The organism is Micromonospora sp. NBC_01392 (assembly GCF_045040125.1).
Classification (GTDB): Bacteria; Actinomycetota; Actinomycetes; order Mycobacteriales; family Micromonosporaceae; genus Micromonospora.
This window is the reverse complement of sequence record NZ_CP109549.1, coordinates 4,505,223-4,519,706: the sequence shown is the minus strand read 5'-3', so window position 1 is coordinate 4,519,706 and position 14,484 is coordinate 4,505,223. Positions and strand designations below refer to the sequence as shown.

Sequence of the window (14,484 nt, the reverse complement as noted above, 5' to 3'; positions counted from 1 at the left end):
GGTCAGCTGGCCCGGGGCAGCGCCGGTCTGCCCTGGACCGGCGGCGGTGCGATGTGCTGAGCTCCCGGTGCCCTCGCGAAGAGGCACCCGTCAATGTTTGCGTTAACATAAGATGCCTGTCAATGGGCGGAACCGTTTCGACCAGCCGTCAGCGCGGCGTCGAGGCCGGCGGCCAGCCGGCCGGGATCCGCTCCAGCACCCCACCCGCGAAGACCTCCCGCAGGCCGAGCGGCTTGAGGTGGACGTACCCGATGTGGCAGTCGCAGACCGCGGTCTCGCACCCGCGGGGCTTCAGCGCGGCCCGCCACGAGCCGTCGTAGAGGTTGCCGATCGGGGTGGGGATGAAGTGGCACCGGCGGACCGTGCCGTCGCCCAGCACCGAGACGGCGGTCTCCCCGGCGTGGCACGGCCGCCCGAGCGACAGGTGCGGCCGGACGCTGTAGCCGAAGTGCGGGTCCAGCGCGGTCCAGGCCGCCTCCTCCTCGGCGTCGTAACGGCGACCCTCGGCCGCGTTGACCCACAGGTAGACGGCCGGCGGCAACGCGGCCCGCAGCGCCCGCGCCTCGTCGAGGTGTTCGGGCAGGCCGACCACCCCCACCGAGTACCGGATGCCCAGCCCGGTCAGGCGCGCGCAGCGGCCCAGGAACCGCGCCCGCGCGACCTGCCCCGGATGGTAGGTCGTCCAGAGCGCGGCCGAGCCGGGGTCGGCGTCGGCCAGCCAGTCGACGCGGGCGGCGAGATTGGTCTGCACCACCACGCGGTCCACGTGCGGCAGGTGCGACAGCGACACCATCGCGTCCCGGTACCAGCGCCGGGTCAGCGCCTCGCCCCACGGCGTGAACAGCACCGACAGCCGCACGTCGGTGGTCGCCGCGACCCAGCCGGTGAACCGGGCCAGCGCCGCCCGGTCGGCGCGCAGCAGCTCCGGTGGGTCGCGCCGCTTGGCGAACGGACAGTAGGGACAGTCGTAGTTGCAGCTCGCCAGCGGGCCGCGGTAGAGGATCGACAGCGTCATCGCAACGCGTACCCGGTCATCGCGTGCCGGACCTCGGCGGAGGTCAACCACGGGCCGACGGCGTCGGAGCGGGCCAGCCCGGCCGCGGTGAGCCGCAGCCCGCCGTCGGTGGCCCAGCCCCGCTCGACGAGGCGGCCGAGCTGCGGGAAGTCGTCGACCGGCCGCCGCCCGAAGCGGGCCCGGTAGGCGTCCGCGTCCACCCCGTCGGCGCGCAGCAGCGACGTGAGCAGCCAGCGGCGACGCTGCTCCGCGTCGTCCAGCCGGAAACCGAACTCGGCGTACGCGAAGTCGTCGGCGGGCCGGGCCAGGTAGTCGTCGAGTACCGCGCGCACCTGCGTGACGCTCACCGCGTAGTCGAAGGAGTAGTGCAACGCGGTGGTGTAGGAGCGGGCGCCGCAACCCAGCCCGACCATGCCGTCGTCCTGGCAGCAGTAGCCCGGACCGTCCGGCGCCGGCGCGTCGGCCCGGCGGAACTGGCGCATCGACTCCTGTCGGTAGCCGGCCGCGCCGAGCGTCTCCACCGCCTGCCGGTAGAGCGCGAGGCGCTGGGCGTCCCAGTCGGCGCGGGCGTGCGCCCGCCGCCCGAGCCCGGTCAGCGGCCGGACGTAGAGCGGATAGAGGAACAGCTCCTCCGGCCGCCAGGCCAGCGCCGCGTCCAGGCTCTGCCGCCACGTGTCGGCGGTCTGCCCGTCGATGCCGTAGATCAGGTCGATGTTCAGCGCCGGGATCCGCGCGTCCCGGATCGCGGCCAGCGCGGCCTCCACCTCGGCACGGCGTTGCGGCCGGCCGGCGGCGCGGGCCTCGACGTCGAGGAAGCTCTGCACGCCGATGCTCACCCGGGTGGTGCCGTGTGCGGCGAGCACCGCGAGCCGGTCCGGCGTCGCGGTGGCCGGCGAGGTCTCCACCGACAGCGGTACGCCCGGCAGGCGCGCGCCGAGCGTCTCGGTGGCGACGGCGAACAGCGCGGTCAGCTCGTCGGCGGTGAGGTAGGTCGGGGTGCCGCCGCCGAACGCGGCGCGGGCGAACCCGGCGTCCGCGCCGAGCGCCTCGGCGACCCGCCCGGCCTGCCGGCGCACCTGCCGCAGGTACGCGGTGACCTGCTCGGCCGGCGCGTTGGCGCGGGTGAACAGGTTGCAGAAGCCGCACCGCATCTCACAGAACGGCACGTGCAGGTAGAGGAAGAGCGCGTCCCGCGCCTCGGCGCGCCACACGTCGGCCAGCCGGGGCCGGGGCCGCAGCGCCCGGTAGGAGGTCTTGTGCGGGTACGCGTAGAGATACTGCTGGTAGGCGGAGCCGTCGAGGCTCGGTTCGGTGCTGGTCACCATTCTCCCGGGTGCAGGGTGAAGTCGGCATAGGGGACGGTCCACACCACGTCGTGGCCGATCCGGTGGCCGGTGTGGCCATCCTCCCCGTAGGCGGTGCCGTGATCGGAGCAGATGATCGTGAACACCGGCCGGCCGCGACCGGTGACCAGCCGGAACAGCCGGTCGATCCGGCCGTCGACGTACTCCAGCGCGGCGGCGTGGCTGGCTCGGCTGTCGGTCTCGGCACCGGGCAGGTGGTGCCGGTTCGGCTGGTGCAGCGCGGCGACGTTGAGGAAGGTGAACAACGGCCGGGCCGCCGGCACCCGGGCCAGCACCTCGGCCAGCCGGTCGAGCTGGGCGTCCAGGCAGGTGGGCGACGTGACGCCGAACTCCGGCTCCCAGTGCGCCTCGGCGAACAGGCCGGGCAGCACCGCGCCGAGCGGCGTACGCCGGTTGAAGAAACCGACCCCGCCCAGGCAGAGCGTGTGGTACCCGACCGCGGCGAGCGCGGTGGGCAGGTCCGGGGCGTCGAACACCCAGGTGTCCGCGCCGGCCGTCTCGCTGCCCGGGAACGCCGCCGCGAACCGCCGCTCGTGCGGCCCCGGCGTGGTCGGCGTGGGCAGGAAGCCGGCGAAGAACGCGTGGTGGGCGGCGTAGGTGAAGCTGGCGGGGGAGTGCCGGCGCTCCCACCGGCCGCCGGGCAGCGCCCGGGCCAGCCGCGGCGTCCGCCCCGCCGCGACCAGCTCGGCGGCCACGTCGTGGCGCAACGTGTCAAGCGTGACCAGGAGCAGGTCGTGGCTGCCGATCAGGCCGCGCATGCGGCCACCTCCGCCCGCCACCGCCGCCACCGGCCGGTGGTCAGCGCGTGCACCTGTTCGGCGTAGCTGTCCCGGCCGTCGGTCAGCACGCCGGGCAGCAGGTCGCCGAACGCGTTCACCTCGGCGACCGCGTGCCGGCGCCACCCGGTCAGGAACATCAGGTCGACGCCGACGTGCAGCGAGCCGGCGAAGCAGGCGGCGACGCGCTCGCAGGTCTCCATCGCCGCCGACCAGCCCGCCGGGCCGGCCGCGGCGCGCAGCTCGGCCAGGTCGCCCCGGGCGTTGCCGAGGTGCAGGTTGGTCAGCGGGCCCCGGGCGGCGCGCACCACCGCGTGCGTCGGCCGGCCGGCGACCACCAGCACCCGCACGTCGACCACCCGGTCCCGCAGGCCGGCCTTGGGCAGCCACCGTTCGACGTGCAGGCCGTCCGGGGCCAGCCGGTCGACGATCGCGGCGATCGTCGCCTCGTCGGTGTGCCGGCGGACCCGCAGCGAGTTGAACAACCCGTCCGGGGTCAGCTCGACGGTGGTGTCGGCCCGCACGCCGCGCGGACCCACCGCGAGCGCGAGCACCCCGGCGGCGGACGACCCGTGCGCCGGCTTGACGAACACCCGGCGCCACCCGGCCGCCGCCATCGCCTCGCGCAGCGCGGCATACCCGCCAGCCGGCGGCAGGGCGTCCGGCACCGGCACGCCGGCCGCCGACAGCACCGCGTGGCAGCGCCGCTTGTCGCAGAGCACCGCGACGTCCGCCGGTGGGTTCAGCAGCTCCGCGCCGCCGGCGGCGACCCGGTCGAGCCCGGCCACCAGACCGGCGTACGCGTCGGCGAGGCCGATCAGCTCGCCGTGCCGGGCGGCGGTGGCCGACCGTCGCAGCAGCCGGTCGACGTGCGGATCCTCGCCCGGGGAGTCGACCCGCACCAGCGCGCCGGCCGGCGGCGGGACGGCCCCGGTCAGCACGTCGACCCAGGGCAGGACGGTGGGGGCGGGCAGCCCCGCGGCGCGCACCGCGCTCGTGAACAGCGCCACCCGGCGGTTCGCGGGATTGCCCACCACGGTCAGTCGCATGTCAGCACGCCACCGCCGCCGGTCACTCCCCGACCGCGGTGTAGTAGTAGGGCTGGCCGTCGTACGTGTCGGCGGTCTGCGGGTCGGAGACGTCGACCTCGACGCCGGGCAGCGCGGCGACCACCGACGCGGCCACCTCCTCGGACAGGTAGTGGTGGTGCAGGTCGAGCCGGCGCAGGTGGGTCAGCGGCTGACCGGCCAGCAGCGCCGTCGCGCCGGCGTCGCCGAGCACGCCCATGGACAGGTCGAGGACCTCCAGCCGGCCGACGACCGGCGCGTCGGCGACCGCCGCGGCGATCGCGTCGGCGTGCTCCGCGTTGCAGAGCCCGAGGTGCCGCACCGCCGGGAGCCGGTCGCCGGCCAGCACCGCGGCCAGGTCGTCCACGGTGGCGTCGCCGCCGTAGTCGGCGACGCCGAGCCACAGGTCCAGCCGGTGCAGCGCCGGCAGGTCGCACGCCGCGACCGCGCGCACCACCTCGGCCGGCAGGCCGCCGGACTCGATCCGCAGCTCGCGCAGCGCGGTGTGCCGGACCGGCTCCAGCCGCAGCCCCTGCGCGCCGCGGATCCACAGCACCTCCAGCGCCGGACACGCGGCCAGCAGCGGCGTGACGTCGCCGTGGGTCAGCCAGGAGATCTCGCACTGCTCGGCGACCAGGTCGGCCAGGAACACCGCCCGCAGCCCGGTCCACTTCGACGCGGCGTCGACCAGCAGGTCGACCGGCAGCGGACGCTCGTACGCCTCGCCCCACTCGCCCACCACCACGGCGCGTACCGCCTCGGCCGGCACCTCGTCAAGCAGGGCGCGGACCAGACCGGCGAACTCGGTCGGGTCGGCGTCGAACTCCTCGACCTCCAACCGCCAGGCCACGGCGGACGGATCCGCCGGCAGCGCCATTCCCGGTGTGAACGGCAGGACCGGCAACCCGGCGAACGACGAGACGTGCGAATTGATCACACCAACCTCCGGTGCGGCAGCGGCAAGGGCGGCGGAACCGTAACAGGCGGCCCCGACACGACCCGGGGCGGCGGACTCCTGCCGTGCGCAATGCCGGACAGCTTGTGCGGTGGGTCATCGGCGGGTGGCGCTCCGTCATGGACAGCCGTCTGCCGGTCACCTAGCCTCCCGGTGGGGGGAGGCGCACATGGCCGCTGCCGTGGACCCGGTCCGGATCAGGGTGCTGGGCCCGGTCGCCGCGCTCCGCGGCCCGGTGGAGATCCCGTTGGGTCCCGCCCGGCAACGTGCGGTCCTGGGCTACCTCGCCCTGCACCCCCGGCAGCCGGTCCTGCTGGGCGCGCTCACCGAGGCGCTCTGGGGCGACGACGCGCCGGACAGCGGCGCACACCTCATCCGGACGTACGTCGCCCGGCTGCGCCAGGTGCTGGAGCCCGGCACCGCGCCCCGGGCCCGCACCAACGTCATCGCGTCGGTGCCCGGCGGCTACCGGCTCGACGTCCCCCCGGAGGACGTCGACGCGTGCCTGTTCCGCACGCTGCTCGGCCGGGCCCGCAGCCGGCGGGCGGCCGGCGCGCTCGACGACGCGTTCGAACTGCTCGCCACCGCGCTGGACCTGTGGCGGGACCCGACGCTCACCCACCTCACCGGGCTGCTGGCCGGCCCGCGGCACGTCACCGCGCTGCGCGCCGCCTGGGTCGACGCCGGCCTGCTGTACGCCTCGGTGGCGGTCGCCCTGGGCCGGACCTCGCAGGTGGTGCCGGTGGTCGAGCGGCTCGCCGCCGCCGAGCCGTTGCAGGAAGCGGTGCAGGCCCGCTACCTGGAGGTGCTCGCGGGCAGCGGCCAGCGCGCCGCCGCCGTGCACCACTACCTCGACGTCCGGGCCCGGCTCCGCGCCGAGCTGGACGTGGAGCCCGGGCCGGAACTGCGCCGCATCCACGCCGCGTTGCTGCGCGCCGGGGACGCACCGGCCCTGGCGGCGTCGGGCGCCCCGGCCCGGCCGCGGACCGCACGGCCGCCCGGTTGGCGCGGGCCGGGGCCGGCCGTCGGCACGCTGATCGGCCGTGACGCCGAGGTCGCGCACTGCGCCACGCTGCTGGTGGCGTACCGGCACGTGACCATCGTCGGCCCGGCCGGCTGCGGCAAGTCCGCCACCGGCCTGGCGGTCGCCGAACGGGTCGCCGCCGTGTTCCCGGACGGCGTCGCCGCCGTGGACGCGGCCGAGGCCCCGGACTGCGGCGCGGTGCTGCGCCTGCTCGCCGAGACGCTGGGGCTGGCGGCCACCGCCGATCCGCTGCGCGTGGTGGGGGAGCGTCGGATGCTGCTGGTGCTCGACGACGTCGAGCACCTGGCCGGGCGCGCCGCGGAGATGATCGAGTACGTGCGGCACCGCTGCCCCCGCACGGCCGTGCTTGTCACCTCCCGCCGCCGGCCCGGGCCGGCCCACGAGGCGGTGTTCCGGCTCGGCCCGCTACCGGTACCCGGGCCGGCGGACGTGGAGACGCTGGCCGCGAATCCGGCGGTGCGCCTCTTCGTCGACCGGGCCCGGCTGGTCCGCCCCGGTTTCCGCCTGTCGCCGGCCGACGCTCCGACGGTGGCCCGGATCTGCCGCGAGCTGGACGGGCTGCCGCTGGCCCTGGAGCTTGCCGCCGCCTGCCTCTACACCGACAGTCTCGACGGCGTGCTCCGGCGGGTCGCCGACCCGCTCCACCTGCTGCGACCGCGGCGGCGGGGACACCCGCGGCACCACCGGTCGCTCACCTCCGCGCTGCGGCGCAGCCTGGCCCCGCTGCGCCCGACCGACCGGGCGTGCCTGGCCCGGTTGGCCCGGGGAGAGCTGCGCTTCTCCCCGGACGACGCGGTCGCGCGCTGCGCCGGCATCGTCCCGGACGGCGAGGTGCGCGACGTGCTCGACCGGTTGGCCGACGCGTGCCTGCTGGAGCCGGACGCCGGCCCGGACGGCGCCCGCTACCGGCTGCTGCGCACCGTGGCGGTGGCCGCAGCCGGTGAGCGCGACGGGGACGACGGTCAGGCGTTCCAGGGCATGGTCGGGAACCAGCCGTAGCCGAACTTGGCGGGCAGCCGCACGTCCCAGTAGAAGACCAGGAACGCGCCGAGCACCAGCAGCGCGACGCCGACCAGCAGGCCGGCCCGGCCGGGCCGGGACAACCACCGCTGTACGCCGCCGCGCGTGCCCAGCACCAGCAGCAGCGCCAGCACGACCATCACCAGGATGTTGCCCAGCGACTGGAGGACGAGCGCCAGCGCGCCGTAGAACGGGTTGTGACTGTCCACCGCCTGCTCCAGCAGCTTGTGGAACAGCGGGTACGGCCGTCCGACCAGGAAGCCGCCGACCAGGGCGCCGAGCGTCACCAGGCGGGCCGTGGGCCGGTTGGCGAACGGGTCGGGGAGCAGCCCCAGCGCCGCCAGGCCGAGCGCGGCGAACGCCAGCCCGATCAGCCCGAACACCACCGACGCCTGCACCAGCCGGACCGGGAAGCCGGAGCCGACGGTGGCGGTGGAGAGCTGGGGGAGCCGGGACCCGATCAGCACGGCCACGAAGCCGTACACCGCGGCCACCGCCACCAGCCCGAGCGCCAGCCAGCCGAGCGGCGCCAGCACGGCGGCGACGCGCCCCCGGCGTGACCCGTCGGCCCGGCCGGCGACGTCCGGCAGCGCGCCGAACACGGCGATGTTGCAGGCGGTGAACGTGCCGGCGAAGCCGGAGACGAAGGCGAACAGGGCACCGGCCGCGGACCCGCCGATCACGGTCTGCTTGGCGTCGGTGCCGAGCACGGAGTTGGCGACGGAGTCACCGATCACGTGGTCGACCAGCTCGAACGACCAGAGCATGGCGAGCAGCAGGCCCCCGGCAACGGCCACCAGCGCGGCGATCGGGCGGCGGTCTCGGGTGAGCGGGCGGTTGGTGGTGGGTCTGGCGAGTGTGGTCATTGACGATCCTCCCCTGGTCCGCGTCCGGGCCGAAAGTTCCACGCCGGGCCGGCAAACACGAAGAAGCGTCGCACGAGCGGTATGCAGCATTCTTGACGCGCAGACAGGGAGCGGTCAGGGAAGGAATCACCGGTCCGTGGGACGTCACTTCTCCGTCACCGTGCTCGGCGCGGTCCGGGTCCACGACGGCGGCACGCCGGTGGCGCTCGGTCCGTCGAAGCAGCGCGCGTTGCTGGCGTTGCTGGCCCTGCACGTCGGGGAGAACCTCCCGATCGAGACGCTCGCCCGGTCGCTGTGGGGCGACCGTCCGCCGCCCAGCGGGAGCCGTCTCCTGCACACCTACGTGGCGCGGTTGCGGCGCGCGTTGGAGCCGGCGTCGCCCCGGCACGCCCGTACCAACGTGATCGTCTCCGCGCCCCGGGCGTACCGCCTCCAGCTCCACCCGGACCAGGTCGACCTGCCCCGGTTCCGGCGGCTCACCGAGGCGGCCCGCGCCCTGGCGGGCCGAGCCCACCGGACGACCGCGTTCGCGCTGCTGACCGCCGCGGTCGCCGGCTGGTCCGATCCCGACCTGACCGACCTGCGCGCGCTGCTGCCGGGGTCGGAGACGGTCGCCGCGCTCCGCCGGGAATGGGTCAACGCCGGCCTCGATCTGGTCCGTCTCGGTCTGGACCTCGACCGGCCGGACGAGGTGCTGGCCGTCGCGGCACGGCTCGCCGCCGCCGAGCCGCTGCACGAGGCCGTGCAGGCCGGGCACGTCAGCGTGTTGGCGCGGACCGGCCGGCGGGCGACCGCCCGGGACCGGCTCGCCGAGATCACCGCCCGGCTCACCGCCGAACTGGGCATCGAGCCCGGTCCGGAACTGGCCGCCGCCGGCCGTGAGCTGCGACGCGGTCCCGCGCCGCGCCGACCCGGGACGCCTCCGCCGGCCCGCGGCGCGACCGGCGGGAGACCGTCCGGACCGGACCCGGCCCGGGACGACGCGGACCTGATCGGCCGGGAGGCCGACCTCGCCGCCTTGTCCGACCTGCTCGCCGAGCAGCGGGTGGTCACCGTGGCCGGGCCGGCGGGCGGGGGCAAGTCGGCGCTCGCCGCCGCCGTCGCGCAGCGGGCCGGCGAGGGGTACGCCGACGGCGTCGTCACCGTCGACCTCGCCGCCGCCCGCACCCCGGCCGACGCGCTGCGGGCGATCCGTCGCCGCGTCCGCCGGGCCGGCCCGGACCCGGCACCCGTGGCCCGGCTGCTGGCCGACCGGCACCTGCTGCTGGTGCTGGACAACGTCGACCGGCTCACCGACACCTGCGCCGGCCTGGTGCACGACGTGGTGCGGGCCGGGCGTCGGGTCACCGTGCTGGTCACCTCGCGTGAGCCGCTCGGTCTGCCCTACGAGTCGGTGTGGCGCCTGCCGCCGTTGCCGGCGCTGACCACCGGCCCGGACGGGGTACGCGGAATGCCCGCCGTGCAGCTGTTCGCCCGCCGGGCCGCCCGGGCCCGACCCGGCTTCGAGCTGGGGGTCGAGGAGGTCGGCACGGTGGCCACCATCTGCGGCCTGGTCGACCGGCTGCCACTCGCCGTCGAGTTGGCCGCCGAACGGATGGCCGACCGGAGCCTGGACGAGCTGCTGCGCCACCTGGACAACCCACTCGCCACCCTGGAGCCGCCCCGACGGCCCGGGCAGCCGGCGTCCGGGCGGTCGCTGTGCGCCGCGCTGCACCGCAGCCTCGACTGCCTGACGCCGGCCGAGCGCTGGTGCTTCGTCCGCCTCGGTGGGCTGCCCCGGCTCTTCGGCCTGGACGAGGTGGACCGGGTCTGCGGCGTCGCGCCCCGGTGGCGACCGGGCACCCGGGTGGTGCTCGACGGGCTGGTGGCGAAGTCGTTGTTGACGGCCCGGCACCACGCGGCGCGTCCCCGGTACACGATGCTGCGCACCGTGCACCAGTTCGCCGCCCGGCTGCTCGCCGCCGAGCCGGGCCGGTCCGGCGCCGTGCCGGTGCCCTCGGGCGGGGCGGGCTAGCCGGCGTCGGCCGCAGCCGGCTGCGGCCCGCGACTTGACGTGCCGCATGTTATCGCTCACAGTCGATGGCAGGGCACAGGCACCGCAAGGCTCACCGGGCGAGCCGCGCTGGCCGGACCCTCGGCACCGCCGTCGAGGCGGGACGAGGCGTCGCACCACCACCGCTGCAACCCGGAAGAGGAATCCGCATGAGACCCATGAGAGCCCTGCTGTCCACCAGCCTGTTGGCCGGCGCGCTAGCCGCCGGCATGGCGGTGGCGCTGGCGCCCCACGCCAGCGCCGGCACGACCCTGGGCGCGTCGGCGGCCGAGAAGGGCCGCTACTTCGGCGCCGCGGTCGCCACCGGCAAACTGTCCGACAACACGTACGTGACGGTGCTGAACCGCGAGTTCAACTCCGTGGTGGCCGAGAACGAGATGAAATGGGACGCCACCGAGCCCCAGCAGGGGCGGTTCACCTACACCGGTGGTGACCGGCTGGTCAGCCACGCCCGGGCCAACGGGATGAGTGTGCGCGGCCACGCCCTGCTCTGGCACCAGCAGCAGCCGAGCTGGGCGCAGGGCCTGTCCGGCACCGCGCTGCGCAACGCCGCGATCAACCACGTCACCCAGGTCGCCACGCACTTCCGGGGCCAGATCTACGCCTGGGACGTGGTGAACGAGGCGTTCGCCGACGGTGGCGGCGGTGGGCGCCGCGACTCCAACCTCCAGCGCACCGGCAACGACTGGATCGAGGCGGCCTTCCGGGCCGCGCGGGCCGCCGACCCGGGCGCGAAGCTCTGCTACAACGACTACAACACCGACGGGGTCAACGCGAAGTCGACGGGCGTCTACAACATGGTGCGGGACTTCAAGTCCCGGGGCGTGCCGATCGACTGCGTCGGCTTCCAGTCGCACCTGGGCACCACGATCCCGGGCGACTACCAGGCCAACCTCCAGCGCTTCGCCGACCTCGGCGTGGACGTGCAGATCACCGAGCTGGACGTGATGACCGGCGGCAACCAGGCGAACATCTTCGGCACGGTCACCCGGTCCTGCATGGCGGTGTCGCGCTGCACCGGCATCACCGTGTGGGGCGTGCGGGACTGCGACTCGTGGCGCGGCTCGGACAACGCGCTGCTCTTCGACTGCGCCGGCAACAAGAAGGCCGCGTACACGTCGGTGCTGAACGCGCTCAACGCCGGTGGGTCCAACACCCCGCCGCCGACGACGCCGGGCAACCCGACCACGCCGCCGCCGAACCCGACGACTCCGCCGCCCGGGACGGGTGGATGTTCGGCGTCGGTGTCGCTGAACTCGTGGACCGGTGGGTTCGTGGCGACGGTGAAGGTGACGGCGGGTTCGGCGGGTACGCGGGGTTGGACGGTGAGTCTGACGTTGCCCGGTGGGGCGAGTGTGACGAACACGTGGAGTGCGACCGCCAGTGGTGGCACCGGCACGGTGCGGTTCGCGAATGTGGACTACAACGGCCAGCTCGGGGCCGGTCAGAGCACCGAGTTCGGGTTCCAGGGCAACGGCAGCGCGTCGGGCCTGACCCCGACCTGCGCCGCCAGCTGAGCCCGTCGTCGGCCCGGCCCGCGCGTACCGTGGGCCGGGCCGGCGGCCTCCCTCCCGTCCCCCCGCCTTGGAGGAACCGTCGATGAGAGCCAAGATCGCGCTGTTCGCGGCCGTGCTGGCGACGGCGCTGACGACGGCGGTCGCCGTCGTCAGCGCCGCCGGCCCGGCGTCCGCCGCCGCGCTCACCCAGGTGACGAACTTCGGCACCAACCCGACAAATCTGCAGATGCACCTGTACGTGCCGGACCGGCTGCCGTCCCGGCCGGCCCTGCTGCTGGCCCTGCACTACTGCACCGGCAGTGGCCCGGCCATGCACACCGGCTCGGGGTTCAGCCCGCTGGCCGACCGCTACGGCTTCATCGTGATCTACCCGTCGGTGAGCCGCAGCAGCAAGTGCTGGGACGTCTCCTCGCCGCAGGCGCTGCGGCGGGGCGGCGGCAGCGACCCGGTCGGCCTGAAGTCGATGATCGACTACGTGAAGGGCCGCTACCCGGTCGACCCGGACCGGGTCGGCGTGGCCGGCTTCTCGTCCGGCGCCATGATGACGAACGTGATGGCCGGCGTGTACCCGGACGTCTTCCACGCCGGGGTCAGCTCGTCGGGCGTGCCGTTCGGCTGCTTCGCCACCACCAACGGCTCGGAGTGGAACAGCGAGTGCTCCGGCGGGCGGATCACCAAGACCCCGCAGCAGTGGGGTGACCTGGTCCGCAACGCGTACCCCGGCTACACCGGCCGGCGTCCCCGCATGCAGATCTGGCACGGCACCACGGACACCACGCTGAGCTACGTCAACTTCGGCGAGCAGATCAAGCAGTGGACGAACGTGCTGGGCGTCTCGCAGACCCCGAGCATGACGGACTACCCGCAGGCCAGCGCCACCCGGACCCGCTACGGCGGCACCGGTGGGACGCCGCCGGTCGAGGCGATCAGCTTCCAGGGCTACGGCCATTCGATTCCGTTCGACGCCGCCCAGGCGGTGCGGTTCCTCGGCTTCGACGGCACCGGGGCGACCACCCCGCCGCCGAGCCCGACCACCCCGCCGCCGAGCCCGACCACCCCGCCGCCCAGCCCGACCACGCCGCCGCCGAGCCCGACCACGCCGCCGCCGAGTCCGACGACTCCGGCGCCGCCGGTGCCGGGTGCGTGTTCGGCGTCGGTGTCGCTGAACTCGTGGACCGGTGGGTTCGTGGCGACGGTGAAGGTGACGGCGGGTTCGGCGGGTACGCGGAGTTGGACGGTGAGTCTGACGTTGCCCGGTGGGGCGAGTGTGACGAACACGTGGAGTGCGACCGCCAGTGGTGGCACCGGCACGGTGCGGTTCGCGAATGTGGACTACAACGGCCAGCTCGGGGCCGGTCAGAGCACCGAGTTCGGGTTCCAGGGCAACGGCAGCGCGTCGGGGCTGACCCCGACCTGCGCCGCCCTCTGAGTCCCGTCTCCGGCGGCGCGACGACCCGTCGTCGCGCCGCCGGACACCGCGAACGAACCGGCCGGCCCTAGCCGAGCCTTGTTACGAGACCGAGACATGCGCATTTCCCGTCATCGGTTGACGGTGAATCTTGTGAGCGTTAACACTCCGAGGAGGGTTATCCGTGGGTCCGTGAGTACGCAGGGGAGAGGAAGCTCGTGCGCAGACGATTTCTGGCCGCGCTCGGTGGCGTCGCGATCGCCGTCAGCCTGGCCGCATGCAGCGGTGAGGGCGCGGGTGGCGGCGGGGACACCAGCTCGGCCAAGCCCGGCGACCTGACCATCGGCGTCTCGATGCCGACCCAGACCTCGGAGCGGTGGATCGCCGACGGCAACTCGGTGAAGGAGAAGCTCCAGGCCAAGGGCTACAAGGTCGACCTGCAGTACGCCGGCGACGAGATCCCCACCCAGTCGCAGCAGATCGACCAGATGATCACACAGGGCGCGGACGTGCTGGTGATCGCGCCGATCGACGGCACGGCGCTCAGCGGGCAGCTCCAGGCCGCCGCCGCCGCGAAGATCCCGGTCATCTCCTACGACCGGCTCATCCGCAACAGCCCGAACGTCGACTTCTACGTCAGCTTCGACAACTACAAGGTCGGCGTGGCCCAGGCCAACGCGCTGCTGGTCGGCCTCGGGCTGCAGAACAAGGACGGCTCGAAGGGCACCGCGACCGGCCCGTTCAACGTGGAGCTGTTCGCCGGCTCGCTCGACGACAACAACGCGCACTTCTTCTTCAACGGCGCGATGGACACGCTCAAGCCGTACTTCGACGCCGGCACGCTGAAGGTGAAGTCCGGCCAGACGAAGATCGAGCAGGTGGCCATCCTGCGCTGGCAGCAGGAGACCGCGCAGAAGCGCATGGAGGACCTGCTCACCTCCAGCTACAACGACGGCAGCAAGGTCGACGGCGTGCTGTCGCCGTTCGACGGCCTGTCCCGGGGCATCATCACCGCCCTGCAGAACGCCGGCTACCGCGGCGGGGCCAAGAAGATGCCGGTGGTCACCGGCCAGGACGCCGAGGTCGCCTCCGTCAAGCTCATCAACGACGGCGTGCAGAGCTCGACCGTCTTCAAGGACACCCGCCTGCTCGCCGACCAGGCCGTGGTCGCCGCCGAGGCGTTCCTCAAGAAGCAGGAGCCCAAGGCGAACGACACCAAGGCGTACGACAACGGCGTCAAGGTCGTGCCCGCGTTCCTGCTGCCGGTGCAGACCGTCTACAAGGACGACATCAAGTCGGCGCTGATCGACTCCGGCTACCTGACCGCCCAGGAGGTCGCCGCCGGCCGGGCCGGCTGAGCCGCTCTCCGGCGGGCCCGGCGACGCGGGTGCGTCGCCG

At 74.4% G+C, this 14,484-nt stretch carries 11 protein-coding genes; 5 read left to right on the top strand and 6 right to left on the bottom strand.

Annotated features, from left to right (window positions below; all coding sequences use genetic code 11):
- Positions 1 to 148: 148 nt before the first annotated feature.
- Genes OG767_RS19720 through OG767_RS19700 form a run of 5 tightly spaced genes read right to left on the bottom strand, consistent with a single transcriptional unit; the run spans position 149 to position 5,159 of the window.
- Entirely contained in the window at positions 149 to 1,015 is an 867-nt protein-coding gene (locus tag OG767_RS19720; protein ID WP_405089901.1) for an STM4011 family radical SAM protein, read from the bottom strand.
- A complete protein-coding gene (locus tag OG767_RS19715) occupies positions 1,012 to 2,337 on the bottom strand; it encodes an STM4012 family radical SAM protein (protein ID WP_405089900.1) in 1,326 nt (441 codons plus the stop codon). The genes OG767_RS19720 and OG767_RS19715 overlap by 4 nt, the downstream gene beginning before the upstream one ends.
- Positions 2,334 to 3,137 carry an STM4013/SEN3800 family hydrolase gene (locus tag OG767_RS19710; protein WP_405089899.1) on the bottom strand — a complete coding sequence of 268 codons (804 nt, stop codon included), beginning with the start codon at positions 3,135 to 3,137 and terminating at the stop codon, positions 2,334 to 2,336. The genes OG767_RS19715 and OG767_RS19710 overlap by 4 nt, the downstream gene beginning before the upstream one ends.
- A complete protein-coding gene (locus OG767_RS19705; protein ID WP_405089898.1) occupies positions 3,125 to 4,204 on the bottom strand; it encodes an STM4014 family protein in 1,080 nt (359 codons plus the stop codon). The genes OG767_RS19710 and OG767_RS19705 overlap by 13 nt, the downstream gene beginning before the upstream one ends.
- 22 nt (positions 4,205 to 4,226) lie before the next feature.
- Positions 4,227 to 5,159 carry an STM4015 family protein gene (locus OG767_RS19700; protein ID WP_405089897.1) on the bottom strand — a complete coding sequence of 311 codons (933 nt, stop codon included), beginning with the start codon at positions 5,157 to 5,159 and terminating at the stop codon, positions 4,227 to 4,229.
- Positions 5,160 to 5,346: 187 nt separating this feature from the next.
- On the opposite strand from OG767_RS19700, the gene OG767_RS19695 reads away from it, so the two are divergent.
- On the top strand, positions 5,347 to 7,221 hold the full coding sequence (locus tag OG767_RS19695; protein ID WP_405089896.1) for an AfsR/SARP family transcriptional regulator: 1,875 nt from the start codon (positions 5,347 to 5,349) through the stop codon (positions 7,219 to 7,221).
- On the opposite strand, the gene OG767_RS19690 is transcribed toward OG767_RS19695, so the two are convergent.
- On the bottom strand, positions 7,185 to 8,108 hold the full coding sequence (locus tag OG767_RS19690) for a hypothetical protein (protein WP_405089895.1): 924 nt from the start codon (positions 8,106 to 8,108) through the stop codon (positions 7,185 to 7,187). The two genes, OG767_RS19695 and OG767_RS19690, sit on opposite strands and share 37 nt — an antisense overlap.
- A 136-nt stretch (positions 8,109 to 8,244) precedes the next feature.
- Between OG767_RS19690 and OG767_RS19685 the strand changes: the two genes are divergently transcribed.
- The 4 genes from OG767_RS19685 to chvE all read left to right on the top strand — a co-directional run bounded on the left by OG767_RS19685 (position 8,245) and on the right by chvE (position 14,444).
- Complete coding sequence (locus OG767_RS19685; RefSeq protein ID WP_405089894.1) at positions 8,245 to 10,122, top strand: BTAD domain-containing putative transcriptional regulator; 1,878 nt, start codon at positions 8,245 to 8,247, stop codon at positions 10,120 to 10,122.
- Between the two features lie 188 nt (positions 10,123 to 10,310).
- Entirely contained in the window at positions 10,311 to 11,678 is a 1,368-nt protein-coding gene (locus OG767_RS19680; RefSeq protein WP_405089893.1) for an endo-1,4-beta-xylanase, read from the top strand.
- Between the two features lie 82 nt (positions 11,679 to 11,760).
- Positions 11,761 to 13,107, top strand: coding sequence for a PHB depolymerase family esterase (locus OG767_RS19675; protein WP_405089892.1), 1,347 nt, complete (start codon positions 11,761 to 11,763; stop codon positions 13,105 to 13,107).
- Between the two features lie 197 nt (positions 13,108 to 13,304).
- Entirely contained in the window at positions 13,305 to 14,444 is a 1,140-nt protein-coding gene (gene chvE / locus OG767_RS19670; protein WP_405089891.1) for a multiple monosaccharide ABC transporter substrate-binding protein, read from the top strand.
- Positions 14,445 to 14,484: the final 40 nt, after the last annotated feature.

Bases quoted from the DNA above. Each gene is read 5' to 3' on its own strand.
- OG767_RS19690 (WP_405089895.1), bottom strand. From the start codon at position 8,108: ATGACCACACTCGCCAGACCCACCACCAACCGCCCGCTCACCCGAGAC.
- OG767_RS19710 (WP_405089899.1), bottom strand. From the start codon at position 3,137: ATGCGCGGCCTGATCGGCAGCCACGACCTGCTCCTGGTCACGCTTGAC.
- OG767_RS19680 (WP_405089893.1), top strand. From the start codon at position 10,311: ATGAGACCCATGAGAGCCCTGCTGTCCACCAGCCTGTTGGCCGGCGCG.
- OG767_RS19720 (WP_405089901.1), bottom strand. From the start codon at position 1,015: ATGACGCTGTCGATCCTCTACCGCGGCCCGCTGGCGAGCTGCAACTAC.
- OG767_RS19705 (WP_405089898.1), bottom strand. From the start codon at position 4,204: ATGCGACTGACCGTGGTGGGCAATCCCGCGAACCGCCGGGTGGCGCTG.
- OG767_RS19675 (WP_405089892.1), top strand. From the start codon at position 11,761: ATGAGAGCCAAGATCGCGCTGTTCGCGGCCGTGCTGGCGACGGCGCTG.
- OG767_RS19695 (WP_405089896.1), top strand. From the start codon at position 5,347: ATGGCCGCTGCCGTGGACCCGGTCCGGATCAGGGTGCTGGGCCCGGTC.